We start from the raw sequence: 18,868 nt of genomic DNA on the forward strand, positions 1-18,868 counted from the left end.
TGCTCTCAGAGCCTGTCGGGTGGCTGGTTGATTACGCTGCGATGAGGTCCTCGACGGTCTTGGCTCGGGCGGTCTTGCGGTGGGATTCGGGCTCCGAGTAGGAACGGACCAGGAAACCGGCGTTGCTGTCAGAAGTTTTGACGGGCCGTGTCCTGGCCATCAGGGGGCGTATGGCTCTGGGCCTGCCGCGGACCGCGCGTTCGTCTCTGCGGAAGCGTACGAACCGGGACACTCCCGTCATGGCTGACACCTACGATCACTCGCCCGAGGTCTGGACGGCCGGACGCCTCCGCGACGCCATCAAGGACCTTCCTGACGACGCGCCCCTCTACATCGGCATCGCGTCCGACCCGGGTAGCTTCGACGGGTACCAGGAGCGGGTCCTGACCGGCTACGAGCCCGCCGAGTTGCACTGGGCCGCGACGAAGTGGACGCCGGAGCGGACCGAGGTGCAGCACACGCTGTTCGCGGACTGGCCGGCCAGGCCATCACACCACCGAGGAAGCCGCGGCCCGGGACACTGCCCGGGAGAGTCGAGCAGTGGGAACGCGACCGTCACGGGCACTCGTCCGACCGCATCACCGTCGAGCACGCCCTGGCCGACCACAAACGATGGAAACAACTCATGCGCTGGACCCATCGCCGCGATCGCCTGCCCGACACCTACAGAGCCATCGCCGGCCTCGTCTCCGACCGCCCCGTCATGACCTGAGAACCACCGTTGAGCAGGGCGAACACGCTTCACCCGCTATCACGCACCAACTCGTAACAGGCCATTTCGTTTGGTGTGATCTTGCGGGATGCTGGCTGTATGGCGAACGAGCTTGTCGAGCGGTTGGTGCCTGACGGTTTGTGGGAGCTCTTTCAGAGGGTGGCACCGCCGGCGCCGGAACGACCGCAGGGCGGAGGCCGCCGTCGGTCGCACGGTGACCGGGAGGTTCTGGCCGCGATCGTGTTCGTGGCCACGTCAGGCTGCACATGGAACCAGTTGCCGCCTGGATTCGGACCGTCGGGCGTCACCGCGTTCCGGCGGTTCACCGAGTGGTCCCAGGCCCGTGTCTGGGCCAAACTGCACCGCCTGGTGCTCGACGAACTCGGCGGTCAGGGAGAGCTCGACTGGCCGCGGTGCGCCATCGACTCCGTCAGCGTCCGCGCGGTCAAAGGGGGCCGCTGACGGGACCGAATCCGACCGACCGTGGCAAGAGTGGATCGAAAATCCACCTCATCGTCGACCGGAACGGCCTGCCTCTTTCCATCGGCGTCTCCGGCGCCAACGTGCACGACAGCCAGGCCTTCGAGCCACTCGTCAGAGGCATACCGCCCGACGCACCGGGCAACTCCAAGATCCCCGACAGAGTCAAGCTCAGCTATGGACTGTCTGTTTGACGCCATCCTTGTCGGTGATGCTGACGGAAACGCGCCACCGCGTCCGCTTGTCGACGTCGATCTTGACCGTACCGCCGAACTTCCGGCCATCCAGGTCTTTCGCCTTCATCGAGGCACCGTAGGTGGCGCTGTCGTCACACACTTCGATCCCGGCGCGCAGCGCTATCCCATTACTGACCTTCAGACCACCCGAGGGACCGAGACAGTCATACCGCACGGACAATGCGGCAATCCGGTCCGCAGCCACGGGCAGCTTCACCGTCCCCGGACCCAGCCGGCCCGGTGTCTTAGCGCCCTTCTCAGGATTGCCCGGATCGGACACCAGCGCCGTCTTCGAGGCACTCGGCGAAGGCGGCGTACTCTTCCCGCCGCTGCACCCGGACACCACAGCAGCGGACACCACCAGCAGAACGATCCCTGCGCTGCGCATCAGCTTTTCCCGTGCCACGTCTCGCGGCCGTTGTAGACCAGCCGCGTCGTTCCCTTGCGCAGCACCTTGGTGCTGCAGTTGGGCTCGGTGGTGTTGTAGTTCCACTTCGTGTACCTGGCCTTCACCCCGGCGTGAAAGCGGCCCCACCGACCGCCAGGAGCTGACCATAGGGCGCAACTCGCTTTTCTGTCGCGGCAGTTGAGTGAAACATGAGGTTCAGGTCACCCTAAGGTCGTCCCGTAAGTCATCTTGGATTTGGCGTGGATGCGGGCGACCGGAGCGCGATCGGCTCCGCTATCCGTTGAGGGCGAGGTTGTGCAGGCGGGCGATGCCGAGCATGGCGTAATGGACGCCGTCGCCTTTCAGGCGGCAGTCGCGGAGGATCTTCCAGCCCTTCATGCGGGCGAAGGTGTGCTCGACGCGGGCGCGAACTCGGTTGTGGGAGCGGTTGTGTTCCTCCTTCCAGGCGGGGAGTTCCTCGCCCTTCGTCCGTCAGTGCGGGATGACGAGTCCGGTGCCCTGGTAGCCGCCGTCGGCGATGGTCATGGTGTGGCCGACCGCGTCCTTGGCGCCGGACTCCTCCCAGCCGCGGGAGTCGTGCCAGTTGCCCGGCAGCGGCCGGCCGACCACCACGACCAGGCGGCTGTCGGCGTCGATGACGACCTGGTGCGCCGTGGAGTAGCGGTAGTTCTTCGACTGCTCGGCGATCGAGCGGTCGCGGGTGGGCACCAGGGTGCCGTCGACAGTGAGCACGGTGTCCTTGCGGAATCGCTTGCGCGGCTGGAGCGCGAGCAGGGGGCCGAGATGGTCGATGATGCGGTCGGCCGCCGACGTCGAGACGCCGAACAGCGGGGCGAGCTGGCGCATCGTCAAGTTCGTGCGCCAGTAGGCCGCGACCAGCAGGATCCGGTCCTCCAGCGGCAGGCTCCACGGCCGACCCCGGTGCACATCGGCCGCGGTCTCGCGGCGTACCGCGGTCACCAACTTGCCGAAGCGGCGCGGGCTCAGCCCCGTGAACGGGCCTATCCAGGACGGCTCCGACGCCGTGATCACACCAGCCACACCAAGATCATTTCACCCCTGACCAGGGGTTACGGAACAACCTTTAGCCGGCAGCCGCCGGCTTCCGCGATTCTCGAAGACCGCGAAGGCTGAACCCCCGGAACGGACCTGTCCGCTCCCCGCGGCAGACTCCCTCACGTAGTCACACACACCACCCCCGGCGCGATCCCGCGCCGGGGGTGGTGTGTGTGACTCTGCGCCTCGCTGACATCTGCTCTGCGCCCCTCATGCAGAACAGACCCGTCCTCCGAAGGCGCCGGCCGTGCAGCACTGAACACCGGAATTCGCGGCGCAGCGACCCGCCCCACCCACCGGCGGTTATCTGCTCCCCGTCAACCCCCGTCCGCCGGGGACACCCACCACTCACGGAGGACCGGCGCTATGACCACGCACACCGCAGAAACCGACTTCGGCACCCTGCACATCCAGCGCGTCGACCACCGTGACAACCCGGCCCTGCGGTACTTCCCCTGGCGCACCACCTACGCCATCACCGGCAACACCATCGAAGGCCACCTCAGCATCGACCCCGCCTTCGGCGACAGGACCACCAGGTCGACAGACCTCTTCCTGCCCGCCGAACTCTCTCTCCCCCGACCCCGGACCTCTTCTACGTACACTTCGGCCGCCACGGCGCAACCACCCGAATCGACGGCACCCCCGTCAAACACGACGGCATCCTCCGCGTCGACGACACCGAGGTCCTTACCGCGGGGACCACCTTCACCAGCAACGGCGACACGGGTGAGTTCCCCGTCATGCGCCGCGTCGCAGCCTTCGCATCCACCCCGGCACCGGTCCTGACCACCGCCAAGACCCACCAGGCCGTGTTCGCCGCACTCAAGATCCACCAGGCCGACACCGAACACACCGCCCGCATGGGCCGCCTCTACAGCCAGCACCGCGCCCCAGGGCGTCGGAAGAAGGCTCTGCAGGAACTGCGCCGCACCGAACAGCTGACCGCCACGCTCAACGAGCGCGCCGCCAGGCTGCGACAGTTCCTCGGCCACCTCGACGCCACACCGGCCCCGAACTGACCCCGCCTTCCGGTGCGGCCCGAAGCCGCCCGCCAGCACGCCGACCTCACCAAGGACCCCGACTTCATGGGCGTCGGCGAGCAGCTGGGCGGCCAGTACGTCCGATGCGAGACCGTCGCCCCCGAGCACGGCGACCGGTTCGACCGAACCGTTTCCGGAACTGTCCTGTTTGGCTGGAATGGCCCGGGCCGTACCTAGGCTGCCGGGGGCTCGGTCAGCGTTTGATGCGTCCGCGGATGGCGAGGGCGCCGAGGGCGAGGAGGGTGGGTTCGAGGAGGCGGGAGACCATCTCGATGTAGGTGCCGGCGGTGGTGAGGTTCTGGCCGCTGGAGCGGAAAACGACCGAGTTGACGGCTACCCGGGTGGCTTTCTCCGTGCGAGCCCAGGTCATTCGCTGCGGCCATCCTCCGTGCAGGGCCGGGTCGGGGGTGCTGGTGTTGAGGCTGATCTTGCTGCCGTTCAGGGTGCCGGTGGTGGCGGGGTCGTGGTTGGGCAGGCCGATGCCCATCAGGAGCAGCACGGTCACGCCCATGGCGGCAAGGAGCCAGGTGAAGGCACGGGCGGCGCGTAGGCCGTAGCCGGACAGCAGCCAGTACCCCCACAACAGACGGCGCTCGCCCTTCGTGGTGCCGGTGGGATCATGACGGCGCATCTCGCATTCGCCGTAGTAGAAGTCGGCGGCGCCGGGTTCGTTCTTGCCGTCCTCGAAGGCTTTGCGCAGCTGCCGGTACAGGGCAGCGACGTCTACCGGATCGGGGGTGTGGGCAGGGTCCTGAGAGGCGGGGCGATGCCACCCGGAGTCCTCACCGAGGGTATGGGCGCGCCAGTGGTGTTCCTCTGCGAGGGTACGCCGACGGGTGAGGCGGATGGGCAGGATGCCGCGCCAGCGCTGGCCGGTGGGAGGATCGGCGAAGGTGGTGCGGCCTTCCAAACGGATCTGGTCGAGGTGAAAGGTCCCGGAGAACAAGCAGTCGGTCAGGTCGGTGTCGGTCAGCACCAGGTGCATGGCGTCCACGCCTTGCACCGAAGCCACCCGCAGCCCTGCGGACCCCGACAGGATCCTCTCGTCAACGTAGACGAACGAGTCGTCGGCGAAGGGGGCGGGGTGGGAGCTAACTGCTACGGGTGCCGAGAGCACCGCATGGCTGAGGAACGAGACGTGGTGGGCCTACGCCACGAACAGTGACCCAACAGCCCGGGCACGCTCCAGGCCTTCGCGGTCTGCGCGAAGGTGACCAACCTGGATGTGGTCCACACTTCCTGATTCGCCGGGCGTCCGTCCGCCGGCAGGCCGGGCGAGGACCTCGCCGCGCGGCTTTAGCAGCCAGCGCCCGCTCGGGTCGTGTTCCCTCGCGACCGGGGCGGGCGCTGCCGTGTCCGGACGGCACTACTCCCCATGCCGTGCCGGAGACGCTGTGGCCTCGATTCTGTATAGATGCAGGGCGCCGACGGACCCGGACATCCGGCGTACCAACCGCGTGCAAGGCTCAGCACGAGATGGACAAGTAGTTCCGGGCCGCGCCGTAGGCGGCAGGCCCGGGCGCCGGCGCTGGGCGTGGCCGCTCCCGCGAACCCATATGACAGCCGGGAACGAGGGGTTTAGCGTCGAAATGGAGCTGGATGACCCCACTGGTGTGAGGCGAGCTGCTGTGGTTACCGACAGGGCCGATGCGCTCACCGTCCACAGGCTCCGGGAAGGCGACGAGGTCACGTTCGTTTCGATCATGACCTCGTGGTCCCCGGCGATGCTGAGGCTGGCGCGGGTGTACGTCAGGACGCCACAGTCGGCGGAGGACGTGGTTCAGGACACGTGGCTGGCCGTGCTGGCGGGGCTGGACGGGTTCCAGGAGCGCTCTGCGTTGCGGACGTGGGTGCTGGGGATTTTGGTCAACAAAGCGAAGACCTGCGCCCTTCGGGAGCAGAAGGTGTACCCGACGGACGTGCTGGACGGCCAGGAGGCAGGTCCCGCTGTGTCGCCCGATCGATTCCGTGGACCAGAGGACCGGTGGCCCGGGCATTGGCGGGTCTTTCCTGAGCGGTGGCCCGTGATGCCGGAGGACGAGGTGTTGTCCGGCGAGCTTCGTCAGCGGTTGGGACGGGCTTTGGAGAGCCTGCCGCGCAGGCAGCGAGAGGTGATCGAGCTCCGGGACGTCTATGGGTACTCGGCGGACGAGACCTGCTGGATGCTGGATGTGTCCGCGGTGAATCAGCGGGTTCTGCTGCACCGGGCGCGTGCGCGGATGCGTGCCGGCATTGAGGAGTACCTTCGATCCGCAGGGGTGGGTGGACGCAATGGATGAGGCGGAGAGTCTCAGTTACGCCGAGTTCGTGGAGCTGGTGACGGACTACCTCGAGGGAGCGCTCGATACTCGGTCACGTCTGCGGTTCGAGGAACATCTGGCTGAGTGCGAGGGCTGTGAGACCTATCTGGAACAGATGCGCGAGACGTTGAGCATGCTGGGTTGTATTCCGCGCCAGACCCTCTCGGAGGAGGCCCAGCGCCGATTGCTCACTGCTTTCCGCGCCTGGAGGGCCACCGCGCCGTAAAACGCCTCGGTGGTCGGAGGCCGCTACGCGTCTGCCTGTGGTCTGCCAATACGCCGCGTCCGGTGCTGCCGACTTCGGCGCAGTCGACTTCGGTGCAGCCGGCATCGGTGCAGCCGGCATCGGTGCAGCCGGCATCGGTGCAGCCGGCATCGGGGCGGCTGTAACGCCCGGCTGGGGTGGGGGGACACACCCAGACGGGTCGTTCGTGTGGAGGAGGCGGACATGCGCGAGCTGCAGGTGGATGTCGTGGTGGTCGGGGCGGGACCGGCAGGTGAGAACGCGGCGGGTCGATGCGCTGATGCCCGGCTGTCGGTTGCGGTGGTGGAGCGGCAGCTGGTGGGTGGGGAGTGCTCCTACTGGGGCTGTATTCCCAGTAAGACGCTGCTGCGGCCGGGGGACGCGGTGGCGGCCGCCCGCCGGGTGCCGGGGGCGGCTGAGGCGGTGACTGGGGGTGTGGACGCGCAGTCTGCTTTCGCCCAGCGCGATTACATGACGAGTCACTGGCAGGACACCGGGCAGGCCAAGTGGCTCGCCGACCGGAATATCACCCTGGTACGCGGGGCTGGGCGGCTGGAGGGGGACCGCGTGGTGGAGGTGACCTCCGAGGACGGCGACACCACACAGGTGACGGCGAGCAGGGCCGTAGTGCTGGCCACGGGTACGGCGGCGGCCATCCCGCCTGTCGACGGATTGCGGGACATCCGGGTGTGGGACAACCGGGATGCCACCGCGGCCAAAGAGCTCCCGTTGCGTCTGCTGGTGCTGGGGGGCGGGGCGATCGGTGCGGAGATGGCGCAGGGGTTTCATCGGCTGGGCTGTCCGGAGGTCACCGTGGTGGAAGGGACCGATCGCCTGGTTCCGCGGGAGGAGCCGTTCGCGGGCGAGGAGTTGCGGACGGCTTTCGAAGCCGAAGGCATCACCGTCATCACCGGTGTCCTGCTGCAGAAGGTCCGGCGGGAGACTGCGGACGCGCCGGTGGAGGCGACACTCGCCGACGGCCGGGAACTGGTCGCCGACGAGATCCTGGTCGCGGTGGGACGCCGTCCGGCGACGGCCGATCTGGGTCTGGACAGCGTCGGCCTGCAGCCAGGCCGTTTCGTGGAGGTCGACGACCACATGAGGGCGACCGGCGTGTCCGGTGGCTGGTTGTACGCCATCGGGGACTGCAACGGCCGCGCGCTGCTGACCCACATGGGCAAGTACCAGGCCCGGATCGCGTCCGACGTCATCATCGGCAAGGGCGAGCCAACCGCCACGGACGTGATTCCCAGGGTTACGTTCACCGACCCGCAGGTCGCCGCCGTGGGGCTGACCGAGGAGCAGGCACGCGACCAGGACCTGCCGGTGCGGACCGTCAGCTACGGTACCGGCGACGTGCCCGGCTCGTATGTGCGAGGCAACGGGCTGGGTGGCACCAGCATGCTCGTCGTGGACACCGAGCGGCGGATCGTGGTGGGCGCCACCTTCACGGGCCAGGACGTTCAGGAACTGCTGCATTCCGCCACCGTCGCGGTGGTGGGCCGGGTGCCTCTGGAGGTGCTGGGTCACGCCGTGCCCTCCTTCCCGACGGTGAGCGAGGTATGGCTGCATCTGCTGGAGCAGTGCGGGGTGTGAGGGGATCTCGGCATGCCTGACGTGTCGTTCGTGAATCTTTTCGCGGTCACTCTCGTGGCACTGCTGGCCCCCTTCCTGCTCGGGCTCGCTCCCAAGGTGCGGATCCCGGCGGTGGTGCTGGAGATAGTGGCGGGCATCGTCCTGGGACCGTCCGGCCTGGGCTGGATCAGGGCCGATCTGCCGGTGCAGATCGTGGCCCTGCTCGGTCTGGCCTTCGTGCTGTTCCTGGCGGGCCTGGAGATCGACGTGCACCGGCTGCGCGGACGCCTGCTGGGCTCCGCACTGCTCGGCTACGTGATCACCGTGGTCCTCGGTGTCGCGGCCGGGGTGGCCTTCCGCGCGGCCGGCTGGGTGCACAGCCCTGTCCTGATCGCGGTCACACTGTCCGCCACATCGCTGGGTCTGGTCGTGCCCGTACTGCAGGACGCGGGACGGGTGAACACCGCCCTCGGACAGATCACCATCGCGGCTTCGTCCGTGGCGGACTTCGCAGCGGTGCTCTTGCTGTCGCTGTTCTTCTCCGGTTCCGGCGGAAGCACCGGAAGCCGTGTGGTCCTGCTGGTCGCTTTCGCTGCCTTGGTGGCCGTGGCCGCAGTTGCCGTCGGCCTGGCGGGACGCTCGATGCGGGTGGGTGATGTGCTGTTGCGTCTGCAGGACACCACGGCGCAGATCCGGGTTCGAGCGGCCGTTGTCCTGCTGGTGGCGTTCGTGGCCCTGGCGGAGAAGTTCGGCCTGGAAAGCATCCTCGGGGCCTTCCTGGCCGGCGGGGTCGTGGGTCTGGTGGACCGTGACTCCGCCTCCCACCCGCACTTCAGGATCAAGCTGGAAGCCATCGGGTACGGCTTCGTGATCCCGGTGTTCTTCGTCGCCAGCGGCCTGCGGCTTGATCTTCGCGGGCTTCTTGCGAGCCCCTCGGCACTGCTGAGGGTCCCGGTGTTCCTGGTGGCCCTGCTGGTCGTGCGCGGTGTGCCGGCCCTGCTGTACCGGCGTTCGGTGGGGAACCGCTCGTCGCTGGCGGTGGCGCTGCTCCAGGCCACGTCCCTGCCGTTCCTGGTCACCGCCACGCAGGTGGGTGTGGCCTCCGGCTTGATGACGCCTGTCACGGCGGCGGCCCTGGTGTGTGCGGGTCTGCTGTCGGTGCTGCTGTTCCCGGTCTGCGCGCTGGCCCTGCTACGAGGGCGGGCCAAGCCCGAGACCCCTGCCCGAATGGATTCGAGGATGGGCGAAGCCATGTGAGCGGGCCTGGTGAGAACCATGCGGGCGAAGCCGTGTGAGCGGATCTGCTGAGAACCATGCGGGCGAAGCCGTGTGAGCGGATCTGTTGAGAACCTGCGGCGCAGCCAGTGAGGGTGGCGGAGCCGTGGCCGCCGCCCCCGGCATCGCGTTCAGGCTTCGGCGATCTCCACGAAGACTTTGATCGCACCCGGGGCACCGAGCGCGGCGAGTGCCTCGTCGTAGTGGTCGAGTCCATGGACCGGGTGGGTGAGCAGGCGCGACAGCCAGCCCGGGTACTGGGCTTCGGCGACGGCGAGGTCCTGGACGCCTGCCTCGAAATGTTCGCGGTTGGCGTTGACGGTGCCGAACATGACCTTGTTGCCGAGGACGAAGTCCAGGTTGATCGCGTCCGAGGGGACTTCGCTGCGGCGCATGCCGCCGGTGACGCTGGACAAGACGAGAATGCCGTTCTTGGCGACGAGATGGCACATGGCGTCGAAGACGATGGGCGAGTACCCGGCCGCCTCGAACACCAGGTCGTAACCGCCCGTCTGGGCGGCGTTCTGGGCGAGGGACTGCTGCTTGGTGCTGATGTAGGCGGCGCCGACGGCCTCGGCGAGGTCGGAGTTGAGGTAGGGCGGCTCGTCCAGGCCGAAAGTGGTGACCGCCAGGCCGCGGTTGCGCAGGATCACGGTCGCGAGCAGTCCGATGGTTCCCGCGCCGAGGACCGCCGCACGGCGCGGCTGCCACACCTTCAACCGCCGCTGGATCTCGTATGCCTCGATGATGCCCTTCTCCGCCACACTGGTGGGCTCCAGCAGGACGGCCACGTGTTTGAGGCCCTGGGGGATTTTGATGAGGTAGCGGGGATCTTCGACGTAGTACTCGGTCAGGAAGCCGTTGACCCGGCTGATGCCGTGCTCGTAGTAGGCGTCGTCCGTGGTCATGTCGGGCGTGTCGATCAGGTCGTAGAGGCTGTCCCCGGCCCGGCGGACCCGGGCGACCACGTAGTCGCCCGGGGCGAACTCGGTGACGGCAGGGCCGATCTCCTCCACGCGGCCGAGGCTTTCGTGGCCCGTGATCAGGTAGTCCTGCCCGTCAGGGGCGGTGCCGTACTCCCCGGCGTTGATTTCCTTGTCGGTGCCGTCCAGTCCCAGGCGCAGGATACGGACCATGACTCCCCGACCGTGCGGGATGTCCTCCAGTGCCGGGCGGGGGACGTCGATGAGGTGCGCGCTGCTGGCTTTTCCGGGAAAGACGCCGATGGCTTTCATGGTGTCGGTATTCCTCTCTGGTGAGCGGCTCGGGTCACGGACGGGTGCCGGGACGGCGTCCGTGGAGGTACGCCAGGTAACGGCAGGCTTGTGCCGGACCGCCTCGATTGCGGCTGACCGTCTGTCCGGTATGCCGCCGGTGCACGGTCGCCGGGACCGCACCCTGCGCACACGCCGCTCCGGCGGGGTGTAGCGACAATCCAAGAAGGGGCAGGCGTAGGCGTCGTCGTGGATGAGCTTTCCGCACGCCACCGTCCGGCGGCGCCGCCGGTACAGCACCGCCGCGGCCAGCGCGCCCGCCGGCGGGGCGATCAGGTACACCCACCATCCGGTCCAGGTGCCGCCCACCAGAGCCGGTCCCAGGCTGCGCGCCGGATTGAGGCTGGTGCCCGACACCGGCGCCTCGACGAACACCAGCGTCGCGACCAGCAGACCTGCCGCCGAAGCCGTATACGGCATCAGCCGGGGCCGGTCCACCAGGTTCAGGATCAACGCCACCAGCAGGAACGTGGCTGCGGCCTCGGCCGCCAGACAGGCCCAGACACCCCCGGTCCCGGGCACGGTCGCACCGAGCTGCACGTCGGTGGCTCAGCTGCCCCACAGCAGCAGGACGAGCACCGTCCCCAGGATCGCTCCCGCGACCTGCGCTGCCGCGTAGCCGGCGGCGCTGCGTCCGGTCATCTTGCCCAGCCGGTAGAAGGCGAGGGTGACGGCCGGGTTGATATGCCCTCCGCTGATGCGGCCGAGCGGGGAGTAGACGATCAAGGTCGCCGAGCCCGCGAACAGCACCCCGGTCAGCAGTCGGCGCAAGTCCGCGCTCGGAACGGCGGCGACCACGGGCGAGTGGGCTGCGAAGTCGGCAACGACCGCGCTGAGTCCCAGCAACAGCAGCAGGGCGGTGCCGGTGAACTCGGCGGCCATCTCACGCCATCCCGTCACGGTGCGGCCTCCTCCAAGGCCCGGTCGTCCCGCTCAGGCCACGACGGGCCGACGTGCCTGGCTGATCGCCCAGGCGGCGTTGACCAGCCCGATGTGGCTGAAGGCCTGGGGGAAGTTCCCCAGCAGCTCTCCGGTGGCCGGGTCGACCTCCTCGGCGAGCAGACCGACATCGTTGATGTATGCAGCCGCCCGCTCGAACACGCCACTGGCACGTTCGGTCTGCCCGGCCAGGGCCATGGCCTGGGCCAGCCAGAACGTGCACAGCAGGAAGGTGCCCTCCTCGCCGGCAAGGCCGTCCACTCCGCCCTCGGTGCGGTAGCGGTAGACCAGCCCCGCGCCATCGGTCAGCCTCTCCGCGGTGGCGTCGATGGTGGCGACCATGCGCGGGTCGTCGGCCGGCAGGAACCCGACGATCGGCATCATCAGGTTGGACGCGTCCAGAGCCGTGGAACCGAAGTACTGGGTGAAAGCGCCGGCCGCCTCGCTCCAGCCCTCCCGCAACACGGTGTCGTGGATCTCCTCACAGGTGCGACGCCACGCCACCACCTTGTCCGCGGGCGCATCGAGGCGGTCCGCGAGGCTGATGGCCCGGTCCAGCGCGGTCCAGCACATCACCTTGGAGTACAGGAAGTGGCGGGGTTCGCCCCGCACCTCCCAGATGCCCTGGTCCTTCTCCGTCCAGCGTGCGGCGGCGGTATCGGCGCAGGCGATGAGGAAGCGCCGGGTGTCGTCGTCGATGCGCTGCAACTGGTCCGCCAGGCGGTGAGCGGCGTCCAGCAGTTCCCCGTAGACGTCGATCTGCTGCTGGCTCCAGGCTCCGTTGCCGACCCGGACCGGACGGCTGTCCCGCCAGCCTCTCAGGTGCGGCAGCGTACGTTCGGACAGGTCGTGCTCGCCGCCTACCCCGAACATGATCTGCAGCGACCGCTCCCTACTCAGGGAGGGCGCGGCGGTCGCCAGGAAGGAGAAGAAGTCCTGCGCCTCGTCCGGGCAGGCCGCGACCCAGAGTGCCTCCATGGTCAGCGACGCGTCGCGGACCCAGGTGTAGCGGTAGTCCCAGTTCCGCTCACCGCCCACACCCTCGGGGAGCGAGGTGGTAGCGGCTGCGACGATGGCGCCGCTGGGTTGGAAGGACAGCGCCTGCAGCACTCGGCCGCTGTGATGCACCAGGTCCCGCCACGGGCCGTCGTACGCCTGGTGCAGATCGGACCACGAGCGCCAGGCGCCGATCGTCGACTCCAGCCGGCCGGCGAGTTCCTCCTGAGGCCATACATGGGCCGGGGCCTCCTCCAGCGTGGAGCGATGCATCCCGAAGTACAGCGACTCACCCGCACGGACGGTGAACGCCCCGCGGGCGCCGGCGTCCGTGAAACTCATCGCCGTCGGTGACGTCAGCACCAGCCACTCGGCGCCTCCTCGCGAGGTCACCCCACCCGGCGTGGCGGACAGGATCGGAGCGATCAGCCCATACTCAGGGCGAGGCCGATAGACCATCTCCATCGGCACTTCTCCGTCCACACCGGAGACCCTGCGCGCCAGCAACCGCGGCACCCCGACCCCAAGCCGATGGCCGCCGTTGTCCGCCCCCACCAGCAGGGCATCGGTCAGCACCACCGTCCCCGAAGCGGTCCGGAGTGTCGTCTCCAGCACCATCGTCCGCTCCACATAGCGCCGTGAGACCTCGTACGACGCTGACGGCCGAATGGACCAGTGACCGGCCTCCTCGTCCAACAGCCGGCCGAACACCGAAGGGCTGTCGAAGCGGGGAAAACACAACCAGTCGACCGAACCCTCACGGCTGATCAACGCGGCGGAATGACGATCGGAAATCAGTGCGTAATCGGCGATGGCGATCGAACTCATGGCAGCTCCCACAAACGGCGTCGACACCATGCAGTCCATCCAGAGGCCCAGACGTTACGCGGCAACGCACACCGAGCCTCTCTCGACCCCTGTTGAAGGCGTTGAGCTGAGCCGGTGAGGAAGCCAGAGGACCTGCGAAGATGCCCGAAGACCGGCCGGGAGGATCTGACGACGGCGCTCGGGGCAGCCAGCAAGCCTGGCCGCTGCCCCGCGCCCCCGATCCGGCGCAGCGCCAGCGCGCACGGTCCGCCCAGCAGCTCGCCTCGCTCGTGGCGGTGGCTTCGGGGATGCGGGTGTGCCGGGCAGCCTCGGGCGGGTATCGACGCTGGAAGAGCCTCGCGTCGCCGTCGGGGAAACGCCGGACGAACACGGCAGACGGGCCGCCCCGATAACCAGGCCGCGCGCCGGCCGGCGGTGGTGAGGAGACACCTTCGCCGGGCGGGAGTACCTTGAGCCACGCCATGGCCATCAGCCTGGAGCAGGACCTCCCCTGGCAAGGAGCAGAAGGACGGGGGCGACCTTTACGACGCCGGATTGAGCAGCTTCCACCGGCCCTCGGAGACGACCTCGACGTTGTCGTCGGTCACCTTGAGGGCGGCCTGAGGATCGATGGCATACGCCGGACCCCTGATCCCGGCAGCCCATTGTTGCGCCGCAGTCATGGTGTTATCCGGACAATCCGGGCTGTCGAGGTGTGGGAAGATGGAGAAGTCGACGACTCCCAGCGCGCTGTCGTCCACGATGGGCGGCTTCCAGCCGACGAACTCCTCTCCGACGCGGGGAGTCAGTGCCATGCTCCCGGCACTGAGCCCTACGTAGACCGTGTCGCGCAGCGACGGGAAGAGGTCGGCCAGTCCGGACTCCCGCATCCAGTGACACAGATAGAGCGTGTCGCCGCCGTTCACCAGCAGGGCGTCCGCCTCGCGGACCCAGGAGACCCAGCGTTCCTTGTCGATGCTGGGCAGTGCTGTGAGTTCCAGGACGCCCACCGACTTCCACCCCAACTCGGGTCGGTGAGGAGAAGCTTCATCAACACCCCGTAGTGATCGCACAGTGAAGCGAACGACGCGCTGCTCGTGACCAGGAACCGCGCCCACGGTAATCGCCCGCGCGTGTGAGCGGCCCGCCAGAGCACTGCGCGACGACGCCTGCGAGGCCAGAGTGTCCGGACGGCTTGCCTAGTCGGGGATGCCGAGTGCGGTGTCGGGCCGGCAGTGCACGCTCTCGGCCGTGGCCCGGCAGCCGTCGGTGTGCAGGGCGTCGATGTTCCTGCGGTTGAGGCCGGCAAGACGACACTCACGTGCCGGGCAACTCGGCCGTGCCCACCGCCGTGATCCGGACGTCCACGCCCGGTGTGCGGCTACAACGCCTGGCGGCACGACGACTCGTCCCCGATGCCGGGCGGATGCAGGGGATCAGTGGTCACCCGGATCCGGGTGTCAGGGGGTCAGCCCAGACAGCGTGACGGTGACGAGTCGCCGTACCGCAGCCTGGGATGACAGGCCAGCGGCCGCGGCGAGTGCGCGCAGGCAGTACCCCGCGAATTCGTCGGGTGTGACGTCGTCCCTGATTTCGCCTGCCTGTACTCCCTCGGCCAGCAGGTCCTGGATGAAATGGCGCAGATGCTGCTCGGCGTGGGCCGCGTGACTGCTGCGGTGCAAGACGGCCGAGAACTCTTCTCCGTGGCCATGCCTTTGTTGCTGGATGACCGCGTAACGCTCCAGCACGGCCGCCAGTCGCTCGCCGGGGGTGCCGGCGCGGTCGCGGAGTGAGGCGAATTCCTGGAGATGGCTGGCGATCTGGCGTTCGTGCCAGGCCATCAGGATCGACTCGACGTCCGGGAAATACTTGTACAGCGTGGCTCGCCCGATGCCGCTGTCCTGCGCGATCCGCGACATCGTCACCCCGCGCAACCCGTGTTCGGCCACAAGTGCCGCCGTGGTGGCCAGCACCGTGTCGCGTACTGCAAGGCGCACGGTGGCGACACGGTCGCTGCCCGGCAGGCCCTGAAAAACGCCAAGGGCGCCGTGCCGAGGATGGCTGCGCCGATCCGCGGGGATGGGCTCGTAGGGCGGCGTGATGTGGCATGTGTTTGGTCAGTGCGCCTCACTTGGTTTCCGCCTCGGGCGGCGGTGGGGTGACCCGCGCACACTGGATATATGCCCGGAATGATCACCGACGGGGCTGCGGAGCGTGAGGACATGCTCGCTGCGGCCGTCGTGGAAGCTGTCCGCGGCACGAGCGCGTACGCGGGGAGCATCTTCTTGCGCTCCCGCGACCGCCGGTCGCTCGTGCTCGCTGCCACGTGTGGGGTGCCGCCTTCCTTGCTGGGTGGCTGGCGCCTGATACCCGTGAGCAGCCCCATCCCGGTCGCCGTGGCATTTACCTCGGGGCGCACGGTCCACCTGGCAAACGCTGACGAAACTATGCGACGGTTCCCTCAGCTCGCGGTGGCTCTGCCGCATGCCTTCGGCTCCTGCTCAGTACCGGTGAACGCAGGTCCAGAACCCTTCGGAGCGCTGGCGATCGTGTGGCCAGCATCGCCGGCCAGTGAAGGCAGCGAAGGGCTGTCCAAGGCCCAGCGCAGACACCTGCGGAGCGTCGCAAGCCGGCTCGGTGACTGCCTGGCCGCACTCCGTGCTCGTACCGGCGATCCGGTGGAAGGCGATCCAGGGACGGCTCCTGTGGAGGTTACGGCTCCCTCGGCGGCGGCCGCGCGGGTGGGCTTGTTCGACTGGGACCTCGACTCCGGCACCTTCAGCGTGGACGACACGCTCTGCGCGATCTTCGAACTCGACCCCGGTGCTTTCGACGGACGAGCCGAAACGCTCGCTTCGTGCCTGCACCCCGGCGATCGTGGGGCCTTCAGAGCCTGCGCTCAGGAAGCAGCACGCGAGGGCCGGATCACCGCGCGACGCATGCGCGTGCGGGATCATAGAGACGGCGGCGAGAGGTACCACGTTGTCGAGCTGTGGGGCCGTGCATCGGAAGCCGAAAACACCCGCGCATCCGGGCATGCGATCGGTGCCGTCGTGGATGCCGAGGTCGGCAGCGCGGCCGTCGCAGCGATTGAACGGCTGCGGGACGGGCTGTTCTCCCTCGCCCCCGACGGACGGGTGACCTATGCCAATGACCGCGCCCTGCGACTGCTCGACGTGTCCGCCAACGAGGTTCTGGGCCGTTTCCTCTGGGACGTGTTGCCGTGGCTGTCCGACCCCGGTGTCGAATACCGGCACCGGTCCGCGATGATCTCGCAGGCTCCGTCGTCCTTCCTGGCGAGCCGACCGCCCGATCAGTGGCTCGCTTTCTCCCTCCACCCGCGGGGGGACGGGGTGACCGGTGTGGTGGTCCCCGCCGCCCCTCCCCCGTCGGCCAACAGTGCCTTCGCTTCCCCGGCCGCTGCGGCACCCGCCGCCCCACCGGCGCGTCTGGGGGTTATGTACCACGTTCTGCAGCTGAGCAGCGCGCTGACCGAGGCGGTCACCACACGCCAAGTCTGCGAAGTGGTCTCCGAGCAGCTCCTGCCGGCCTTCGGGGGCCAGCAAATGGCAATCTATGTGGTCCGCAGCGGAACGATGCACAGGCTCCACCACATCGGTCACCACGAAGAGTTCCTCGCCTGGCTGGAGGGCGTTCCGCTGCACGCCCACTTGCCGGCAACGGAATCCCTGACCTCCGGTGCTCCGCTCTTCATCGAGTCGCAGCAGGACCTCGCCCGGGGCTACCCGGACAGCCCCACGGGCCAGGTGAGCTCCTGGGCGTATCTGCCGCTGATCGCCTCCGGCCGCCCGGTCGGCACCTGCGTCCTCGGCTTCGACGAGATCCATCACTTCACCGAGAAGGACCGCAGCGTCCTCACCGCCCTCGCCGGGCTGATCGCCCAGGCCCTGGAGCGAGCACGGTTGTACGACTCGGAGTACGCCGTCGCGCACGGCCTGCAGCAGGCGCTCCTGCCGCACCGGCTGCCGCCCGTCCCCGGCATCCACACCGTCGCCCGCTATCTGCCCGCCACCGGCGGTATGGACATCGGCGGCGACTGGTACGACGTCATCCCCACGCCCAACGGAGTCCAGCTCGTCATCGGTGACGTTGAGGGTCACAGCATCGCGGCCGCAGCCACCATGGCCCAGCTGCGCAGTGCGGTTCGGGCCTTCGCCGCTGCGGGCCATGCGCCCAGCGACGTGCTGGCGGGCGCCAACCGAACCCTGATCGACCTTGATTCCCACCTGCTGGCCACCTGCTGCTACATCCACTTCGAACCCCACAGCCGACACGCCTACGCCGTCACCGCCGGCCATCCCCCGCCTCTGCTCCGCCACCCCGACGGCACCACGAACGTCCTTGATATCGATGTCGGCACTATCCTCGGCGTGGATCATGCGAGCGCCTACACACAGACGCCCATCGCGCTCCCGCCTAATTCCGTCCTCGCTCTCTACACCGACGGGCTGGTGGAGGAACCCGGCACCGACATCGATGTGGGGATCGACCGCCTGCGCGCATCACTGGCCCACGCCCGGTCGGGCTCGCTGGACGAACTTGCCGACCGGATCCTGCGCAATGCCCGCGCATCGTCCCACCGGGCCGACGACATCGCCCTGCTGCTCACCGAGCATGATCCGGCCACGGCCCCCACCACACCCTAGGACTGCGGGTCTGGGCCCTGTTTCGATCTGGTGGATGAGCCGCTTGAGTTGGCTGGCTTCGTCTCGATGGCACGGCCGCCAGCGGGGGGTGAGGGAAAGCCAGGTGCGGGCACGTTTGCCCTCGTAGCAATCCGATCTCGTTGTAGTGCGCTGCGGGGCATCGTTTATGTGCTGTGCAAGAGCGTGAGCTGGCGGGATGTTCCGGCGGAACACTGCGAATCGTCTCCGATGACCGGTGCGCCCCCGAGCGACAGGCCGGTGCGGTCTTCACTGATGGGCGGATCCCGGGCGCGGTCGGGCCTGGGGACGGCCGGCGAGCGAAAAGGCGCGACGGCGAGACTAAAGGCTGTCCCGTAAGTGATCTTCATTTGGTGTGGACGAGGTCGGGTGCCGTACGAACTCGTCGCCTATCCAGCGAGGGCAAGGTTGTGCAGGCGTGCGATGCCGAGCAGCGCGTGGTGGACGCCGTCGCCCTTGAGGCGGCAATCGCGCAGGATCTTCCAGCACTTCATCCGGGCGAAGGTGTGCTCGACGCGGGCGCGAACCCGCTTGTGCGAGCGGTTGTTCTCCTCCTTCCAGGCTGGGAGCTCTCTCCCTTTCTGGCGGCGGTGCGGGATGACCAGGCCGGTGCCTTGGTAGCCGCCGTCGGCGATCGTCATCGTGGCGCCGACGGCGGCCTTGGCGCCAGACTCCTCCCAGCCCCGGGAGTCGTGTCGGTTGCCGGGCAAGGGCCGGCCGACCACGACGACCAGACGGGTGTCTAGTACTGCAACGGTGCTTGTTCTGATTGCTGGCTAGTTTTCAGGGGCTGTGGCCGCGTCGTTTGTAGTGGCTGATGCGGGCTTGGTGTTGGCG

The 18,868-nt window shown here is 68.3% G+C and carries 16 protein-coding genes and 4 pseudogenes; 9 read left to right on the forward strand and 11 right to left on the reverse strand.

Annotation, left to right across the window (positions count from 1 at the left end; all coding sequences use genetic code 11):
* Positions 1–31: 31 nt before the first annotated feature.
* A complete protein-coding gene (locus ACIRVH_RS44935; protein ID WP_403966415.1) occupies positions 32–241 on the reverse strand; it encodes a hypothetical protein in 210 nt (69 codons plus the stop codon).
* On the opposite strand from ACIRVH_RS44935, the gene ACIRVH_RS44940 reads away from it, so the two are divergent.
* The gene (locus tag ACIRVH_RS44940; protein ID WP_403966418.1) at positions 240–707 is read left to right on the forward strand and encodes a DUF6225 family protein; all 468 of its coding nucleotides are present in this window, start codon (positions 240–242) and stop codon (positions 705–707) included. The two genes, ACIRVH_RS44935 and ACIRVH_RS44940, sit on opposite strands and share 2 nt — an antisense overlap.
* Positions 708–811: 104 nt before the next feature.
* Positions 812–1,323 (forward strand): annotated as a pseudogene (locus ACIRVH_RS44945) (IS5 family transposase); the annotation flags it as partial.
* A gap of 40 nt (positions 1,324–1,363) precedes the next feature.
* Here ACIRVH_RS44945 and ACIRVH_RS44950 read toward each other — a convergent pair.
* The 3 genes and pseudogenes from ACIRVH_RS44950 to ACIRVH_RS44960 all read right to left on the reverse strand — a co-directional run bounded on the left by ACIRVH_RS44950 (position 1,364) and on the right by ACIRVH_RS44960 (position 2,878).
* Positions 1,364–1,816, reverse strand: a complete 453-nt coding sequence (locus ACIRVH_RS44950) for a hypothetical protein (RefSeq protein WP_403966421.1) — start codon at positions 1,814–1,816, stop codon at positions 1,364–1,366.
* A complete protein-coding gene (locus ACIRVH_RS44955; protein ID WP_403966424.1) occupies positions 1,816–1,941 on the reverse strand; it encodes a hypothetical protein in 126 nt (41 codons plus the stop codon). Before ACIRVH_RS44955 ends, ACIRVH_RS44950 begins: the two co-directional genes overlap by 1 nt.
* 169 nt (positions 1,942–2,110) lie before the next feature.
* A pseudogene (locus ACIRVH_RS44960) lies at positions 2,111–2,878 on the reverse strand (transposase).
* A 758-nt stretch (positions 2,879–3,636) separates the two neighbouring features.
* Here ACIRVH_RS44960 and ACIRVH_RS44965 point away from each other — a divergent pair.
* Both ACIRVH_RS44965 and ACIRVH_RS44970 read left to right on the forward strand, forming a co-directional pair.
* A complete protein-coding gene (locus tag ACIRVH_RS44965) occupies positions 3,637–3,915 on the forward strand; it encodes a hypothetical protein (RefSeq protein ID WP_403966427.1) in 279 nt (92 codons plus the stop codon).
* Positions 3,916–3,927: 12 nt separating this feature from the next.
* On the forward strand, positions 3,928–4,113 hold the full coding sequence (locus ACIRVH_RS44970) for a hypothetical protein (protein ID WP_403966430.1): 186 nt from the start codon (positions 3,928–3,930) through the stop codon (positions 4,111–4,113).
* Positions 4,114–4,129: 16 nt separating this feature from the next.
* Here ACIRVH_RS44970 and ACIRVH_RS44975 read toward each other — a convergent pair whose 3' ends face one another.
* The gene (locus ACIRVH_RS44975) at positions 4,130–4,930 is read right to left on the reverse strand and encodes a hypothetical protein (protein WP_403966433.1); all 801 of its coding nucleotides are present in this window, start codon (positions 4,928–4,930) and stop codon (positions 4,130–4,132) included.
* Positions 4,931–5,525: 595 nt separating this feature from the next.
* Here ACIRVH_RS44975 and ACIRVH_RS44980 point away from each other — a divergent pair.
* The 4 genes from ACIRVH_RS44980 (at position 5,526) to ACIRVH_RS44995 (ending at position 9,312) form a co-directional block, all read left to right on the forward strand.
* Complete coding sequence (locus tag ACIRVH_RS44980) at positions 5,526–6,215, forward strand: RNA polymerase sigma factor (protein ID WP_403966436.1); 690 nt, start codon at positions 5,526–5,528, stop codon at positions 6,213–6,215.
* On the forward strand, positions 6,208–6,462 hold the full coding sequence (locus tag ACIRVH_RS44985) for an anti-sigma factor family protein (RefSeq protein WP_403966439.1): 255 nt from the start codon (positions 6,208–6,210) through the stop codon (positions 6,460–6,462). Before ACIRVH_RS44980 ends, ACIRVH_RS44985 begins: the two co-directional genes overlap by 8 nt.
* A gap of 222 nt (positions 6,463–6,684) precedes the next feature.
* Complete coding sequence (locus tag ACIRVH_RS44990; RefSeq protein ID WP_403966442.1) at positions 6,685–8,076, forward strand: dihydrolipoyl dehydrogenase family protein; 1,392 nt, start codon at positions 6,685–6,687, stop codon at positions 8,074–8,076.
* 12 nt (positions 8,077–8,088) lie between these two features.
* Complete coding sequence (locus ACIRVH_RS44995; protein ID WP_403966446.1) at positions 8,089–9,312, forward strand: cation:proton antiporter; 1,224 nt, start codon at positions 8,089–8,091, stop codon at positions 9,310–9,312.
* A gap of 149 nt (positions 9,313–9,461) precedes the next feature.
* On the opposite strand, the gene ACIRVH_RS45000 is transcribed toward ACIRVH_RS44995, so the two are convergent.
* The 5 genes and pseudogenes from ACIRVH_RS45000 to ACIRVH_RS45020 form a co-directional block, all read right to left on the reverse strand.
* Entirely contained in the window at positions 9,462–10,565 is a 1,104-nt protein-coding gene (locus ACIRVH_RS45000) for a glucose 1-dehydrogenase (RefSeq protein WP_403966460.1), read from the reverse strand.
* A 282-nt stretch (positions 10,566–10,847) separates the two neighbouring features.
* Positions 10,848–11,504, reverse strand: a pseudogene (locus ACIRVH_RS45005) (MIP/aquaporin family protein); the annotation flags it as partial.
* Between the two features lie 33 nt (positions 11,505–11,537).
* Positions 11,538–13,367, reverse strand: a complete 1,830-nt coding sequence (locus ACIRVH_RS45010) for a glycoside hydrolase family 15 protein (RefSeq protein WP_403966448.1) — start codon at positions 13,365–13,367, stop codon at positions 11,538–11,540.
* Positions 13,368–13,888: 521 nt separating this feature from the next.
* On the reverse strand, positions 13,889–14,356 hold the full coding sequence (locus ACIRVH_RS45015; RefSeq protein WP_403966451.1) for a Type 1 glutamine amidotransferase-like domain-containing protein: 468 nt from the start codon (positions 14,354–14,356) through the stop codon (positions 13,889–13,891).
* 450 nt (positions 14,357–14,806) lie between these two features.
* The gene (locus ACIRVH_RS45020; RefSeq protein ID WP_403966454.1) at positions 14,807–15,343 is read right to left on the reverse strand and encodes a TetR/AcrR family transcriptional regulator; all 537 of its coding nucleotides are present in this window, start codon (positions 15,341–15,343) and stop codon (positions 14,807–14,809) included.
* Between the two features lie 183 nt (positions 15,344–15,526).
* On the opposite strand from ACIRVH_RS45020, the gene ACIRVH_RS45025 reads away from it, so the two are divergent.
* On the forward strand, positions 15,527–18,013 hold the full coding sequence (locus ACIRVH_RS45025; RefSeq protein WP_403966457.1) for a SpoIIE family protein phosphatase: 2,487 nt from the start codon (positions 15,527–15,529) through the stop codon (positions 18,011–18,013).
* 407 nt (positions 18,014–18,420) lie between these two features.
* Here the strand turns inward: ACIRVH_RS45025 and ACIRVH_RS45030 are convergent.
* Positions 18,421–18,774, reverse strand: a pseudogene (locus tag ACIRVH_RS45030) (transposase family protein); the annotation flags it as partial.
* Between the last annotated feature and the right edge of the window lie 94 nt (positions 18,775–18,868).

Origin of the sequence: Streptomyces sp. NPDC101165, assembly GCF_044768135.1 — a bacterium.
GTDB lineage: Bacteria > Actinomycetota > Actinomycetes > Streptomycetales > Streptomycetaceae > Streptomyces.

What these genes read in the sequence shown, in the direction of transcription:
- ACIRVH_RS45000 (WP_403966460.1), bottom strand. Translation starts at nt 10,565, where the DNA reads ATGAAAGCCATCGGCGTCTTTCCCGGAAAAGCCAGCAGCGCGCACCTC.
- ACIRVH_RS44985 (WP_403966439.1), top strand. Translation starts at nt 6,208, where the DNA reads ATGGATGAGGCGGAGAGTCTCAGTTACGCCGAGTTCGTGGAGCTGGTG.
- ACIRVH_RS44980 (WP_403966436.1), top strand. Translation starts at nt 5,526, where the DNA reads ATGGAGCTGGATGACCCCACTGGTGTGAGGCGAGCTGCTGTGGTTACC.
- ACIRVH_RS45025 (WP_403966457.1), top strand. Translation starts at nt 15,527, where the DNA reads ATGCCCGGAATGATCACCGACGGGGCTGCGGAGCGTGAGGACATGCTC.
- ACIRVH_RS44940 (WP_403966418.1), top strand. Translation starts at nt 240, where the DNA reads ATGGCTGACACCTACGATCACTCGCCCGAGGTCTGGACGGCCGGACGC.
- ACIRVH_RS44990 (WP_403966442.1), top strand. Translation starts at nt 6,685, where the DNA reads ATGCGCGAGCTGCAGGTGGATGTCGTGGTGGTCGGGGCGGGACCGGCA.
- ACIRVH_RS44935 (WP_403966415.1), bottom strand. Translation starts at nt 241, where the DNA reads ATGACGGGAGTGTCCCGGTTCGTACGCTTCCGCAGAGACGAACGCGCG.
- ACIRVH_RS44995 (WP_403966446.1), top strand. Translation starts at nt 8,089, where the DNA reads ATGCCTGACGTGTCGTTCGTGAATCTTTTCGCGGTCACTCTCGTGGCA.
- ACIRVH_RS45010 (WP_403966448.1), bottom strand. Translation starts at nt 13,367, where the DNA reads ATGAGTTCGATCGCCATCGCCGATTACGCACTGATTTCCGATCGTCAT.
- ACIRVH_RS44950 (WP_403966421.1), bottom strand. Translation starts at nt 1,816, where the DNA reads ATGCGCAGCGCAGGGATCGTTCTGCTGGTGGTGTCCGCTGCTGTGGTG.
- ACIRVH_RS44965 (WP_403966427.1), top strand. Translation starts at nt 3,637, where the DNA reads ATGCGCCGCGTCGCAGCCTTCGCATCCACCCCGGCACCGGTCCTGACC.